4 protein-coding genes are annotated in these 3,599 nt (G+C 38.8%); all 4 read right to left on the bottom strand.

Annotated features, from left to right (window positions below; all coding sequences use genetic code 11):
* Window positions 1-40: 40 nt before the first annotated feature.
* Genes HUN22_RS16055 through HUN22_RS16040 form a run of 4 tightly spaced genes read right to left on the bottom strand, consistent with a single transcriptional unit; the run spans window position 41 to window position 3,322 of the window.
* A complete protein-coding gene (locus tag HUN22_RS16055; protein ID WP_174731432.1) occupies window positions 41-532 on the bottom strand; it encodes a GNAT family N-acetyltransferase in 492 nt (163 codons plus the stop codon).
* Window positions 529-1,293: an ABC transporter ATP-binding protein gene (locus HUN22_RS16050; RefSeq protein ID WP_174731429.1), complete on the bottom strand. Its 765-nt coding sequence runs from the start codon at window positions 1,291-1,293 to the stop codon at window positions 529-531. Before HUN22_RS16050 ends, HUN22_RS16055 begins: the two co-directional genes overlap by 4 nt.
* A complete protein-coding gene (locus tag HUN22_RS16045; RefSeq protein WP_174731426.1) occupies window positions 1,290-2,300 on the bottom strand; it encodes a FecCD family ABC transporter permease in 1,011 nt (336 codons plus the stop codon). The genes HUN22_RS16050 and HUN22_RS16045 overlap by 4 nt, the downstream gene beginning before the upstream one ends.
* Window positions 2,301-2,302: 2 nt before the next feature.
* Window positions 2,303-3,322 carry an ABC transporter substrate-binding protein gene (locus HUN22_RS16040; protein ID WP_174731423.1) on the bottom strand — a complete coding sequence of 340 codons (1,020 nt, stop codon included), beginning with the start codon at window positions 3,320-3,322 and terminating at the stop codon, window positions 2,303-2,305.
* Between the last annotated feature and the right edge of the window lie 277 nt (window positions 3,323-3,599).

Here is a 3,599-nt window from a genome sequence, read left to right as displayed (position 1 = left end):
CCATAAATCAGGTAGTTTTAAAATAAATTTTTTTAACAGACTATAAAGATTTACTCATGTGAATGGTGTCATATGTATCGATCCATTCCCGTTTAATAACGTCAAAGCCTTGTAGAGTCCAAAACTCTTCAGCCGCTGGTAAAAATGGATGAGTATGCAAATACAAGCGAGTAATGCCATTGTTTTTTGCATGGCTAAACAACATTTTACATAGCATGGTTGCGATGCCATTACGGCGGTATTCAGGCAATACAAACAACTTAACCACTTCTACCGTATTGGACGGCAAATTTAAATCAAAACGATGGTCATATGCCCGATATGCAATGGTGCCAATAATGCGGTTTTGCTCTTTTACCGTAATAAAGCAGCCCAACGGATTATTGACATAAGATTGCTCAAAATTTTGTAAATCTTTGGGGACTTGCCCATGATAAATTTCTGGGAATAAGAGCTGTCTTGTATAAAGTGCAAACTCTACCGCAGAATCGTAGTCAGATTTTTCAACCAACTGATAATCAAACATATTTATAGCCAAGAATGATCAGGGATAACAATGATTTTGTCTTGAATCATGGCCTCATGAAACTCAACATCGTAGACACTTTTTAAAAACTTCGGATCGGTGATTCGGGTTTTAGACTCAGGCTTAACTACTTCGTGTTGGCGCATGAAAAATAAATGATCTGCAAATAAAAATGCTAAGTTGGGATCATGCATAATCGCAATAACAGTAAAATTTTGCCGCGACAACTGACGTAATTTTTTCATTAAATAAGACTGATAATAAACATCGAGATGGTTGGTTGGTTCATCAAGTAAAATGACTTTCGGTGCTTGTACTAAAATTCGGGCAATCATGACCAATTGCCTTTCGCCACCCGATAGCTCGGTATAAGGTCGGTCACGTAAATGCTCAATGTCTAAATCAAGCAAGGCTTGGTCTACACGTTCCCAATCTGATTTTGAAGGTCTATATCTACTAAAAGCGGCACGTCCCGTAATCACCACATCTTTAACCAAAAATGGAAATACGGTTTTATGAAACTGCGGTAAAAAGCCAAGTAATGCAGCCCGATCTTTACCTTTAAAGTCCGATAATGGTTTTCCAGAATAACGGATTAATCCATCTTTTAGGGGTTCTAAGCCTGCCATCAGTTTAAAAAGTGTCGATTTCCCGCAGCCATTGCGCCCTAAAATGACTGAAAACTGATTTTCAGGAAACTCCAGATGAATATTTTTAAGAACCTGTTTGTGCCCATAGGCATAATTTAACTGATCAATTTGAATCATGCCCAATGAGTCCTCTGTGTTTTCATTAATAATAAGAAAAATGGCGCGCCAAGTAACATGGTAAAAATACCAATTGGTATTTCAAACGTAAGTAAAACCCGAGAAAAGTTATCAATCAACAGTAGAAAACTGCCGCCCAACACCATATTGGCAGGAATACTGTAGCGATGATCTGGTCCAACCAACATTCTCACAATATGTGGCATAAACAGCCCATATAAACTAATAATGCCTGCCGCAGCCACAGAGGTTGAGGTACATACAGTCACTAGAGTAATTAAAAGAAGCTGTTCCCACCTTGGGTTAACACCAACTGCCTGCGCTTCTTCAGCACCGAGTGCCATTAAGTTTAGGCGCCAACGCATCAAAAATAATCCGGCAAGACCAATACAAATAGGAAGCACGGCATATTGAACCTTTTGCCAAGAAGCCTGATGTAAGTTGCCCATCGTCCATTGCACAATCGCTTGCAGTTTAAATGGATCGCTTAGGTATTGAATGACTGTCAGTCCTGCCAAAAACAGCCCCGAGACAATCATGCCCGATAAAATTACCATCACTAAAGATGTCTGGCTTTCATGTTTTTGATGCGCAAATAAATAGGTTAAGGCAACGGCACAAACACCAAAAATAAAGGCGGATAGATTGGGTGAAAGCCAACTTAAAGAAAGTGCTAAAGCTGCCCCGAATGCTGCACCAGATGAAATACCGAGTACATAAGAGTCAACTAAAGGATTACGAAACAATGCCTGTAACCCATTTCCCGCAGTTGCTAAGGCAGCTCCCACCATAAAGGTCAGTAAAATTCGGGGTAATCTGACATTGACCAAAATGTTTTGCATCAGCCTAAATTGCTCAGCATCAAAATATGGCGTACCAAACACTGCTTGCACGCCCCACAGCACATAGTCCCATGCACTCAATGTCTGCGTTGGCCCTATGAGCAACGAAATAAAAATCATCACGAACGGTAACGGGTAAAACCAATAATATTTCAGTTTTTCCATATTCATTGCACCAACGCTTTGGCAAGGTGCTCACCATACAACTTAGTTAAAATACGCTGTTGTAAAGCACTTACTGGTAAATCGGACTGTTCAGGATAAATACTGTGATTTAGATAAATCGCCGTAATAATAATTTTGATGGTATGTGGGTTATATATAAATGCAGGACTCAAATTAAATACCTTTCGGTTTTGTACGGCGCTTAAACCTTGTAATTCTTTTCGTTCATAAATCAGTTTTGGGTTTGTATTCCAAAGCACAATATTGTCAGGGTTCCATTCAATGAGGGTCTCGGGGTTTACATTGGGCTGGTTAGCATCGGTCTGAACAATGTTGTAGGCACCTGCGAGTTCAATAAAATCATTGGTAATCGAATCCCGTCCAGAGGTAGAAAAAATTCGTCCACCAGACCAAGCATAATAAATCGATTGTTTATTTGGCTGACGGGCTGTTTTGGTTGCGACTTCCGCCACAATTTCATCAGAGAAATTTAAAATTTCCTGAGCTCGCTTTTGGGCCCCGCTCAGAACAGCGATTTCAGATAGCTCTTCTTTCACTTGCTGGTAGGTGCCAGACTCCATGACATATACAGCAATACCAAACTGCCGTAATAGTTCAATTGTTTGGGTTTGCCCACTTCCTACAATCACCATATCTGGTTTTAACAAAACGAGACTTTCAATATTGGTTGCATTGGCACCTTGTGAAGGCGTCGCAAGCTGTTTATTGGCAATACGTTGATCTATTTTTGAATAGGCATTAAATAATAAAGGTTGGATGTATACTTCGGCAGGTATACCAATTACTTTGTCGCCTTGCCCTAACATATATAAGCCATCTAAACCCGACTCAAATAAAGAAACAATTCTTTGTACTGGCTTAGCTACACAGACTTTTGTATTTGTACTATCAAAGACACATATTGAATGAGAGGTTGAGTTTTCTTGAGTTTTTCTATTTTGCTCAAATGAAGAACATCCACATAGAATCAGTGAAGTGAGTAATGAAGCCAATAACTTCATTATGACACCCCGCGCACAAATAGAGTGCAAAATAAAAAGATGCGTTTACTTAGTGCATTTTTCATATGAAAAAAACACCATAAGAGAGCAAGACGGTTTGAATCATCATTTATAAGTTAGTAAATCAAATGTTGTACTAAAGATAAGAGTAATTAAGCAATAAAAATGCCAAAATTACAAAATAAACTTAATCATCATGCAATTGTGATTTTCATTTTAAAAGTCCAAATAGAGATAGCCATATACCAAACCTTTAGAGCTTACATGCTAGCCATTC

The sequence above is a fragment of the Acinetobacter lactucae genome, assembly GCF_013344765.1.
Classification (GTDB): domain Bacteria; phylum Pseudomonadota; class Gammaproteobacteria; order Pseudomonadales; family Moraxellaceae; genus Acinetobacter; species Acinetobacter lactucae_A.
This window is presented reverse-complemented; position numbering and strand designations above follow the sequence as displayed.

Excerpts from the sequence above, each read along its gene's own strand:
- HUN22_RS16050 (WP_174731429.1), bottom strand. The coding sequence starts at position 1,293 with ATGATTCAAATTGATCAGTTAAATTATGCCTATGGGCACAAACAGGTT.
- HUN22_RS16045 (WP_174731426.1), bottom strand. The coding sequence starts at position 2,300 with ATGGAAAAACTGAAATATTATTGGTTTTACCCGTTACCGTTCGTGATG.
- HUN22_RS16040 (WP_174731423.1), bottom strand. The coding sequence starts at position 3,322 with ATGAAGTTATTGGCTTCATTACTCACTTCACTGATTCTATGTGGATGT.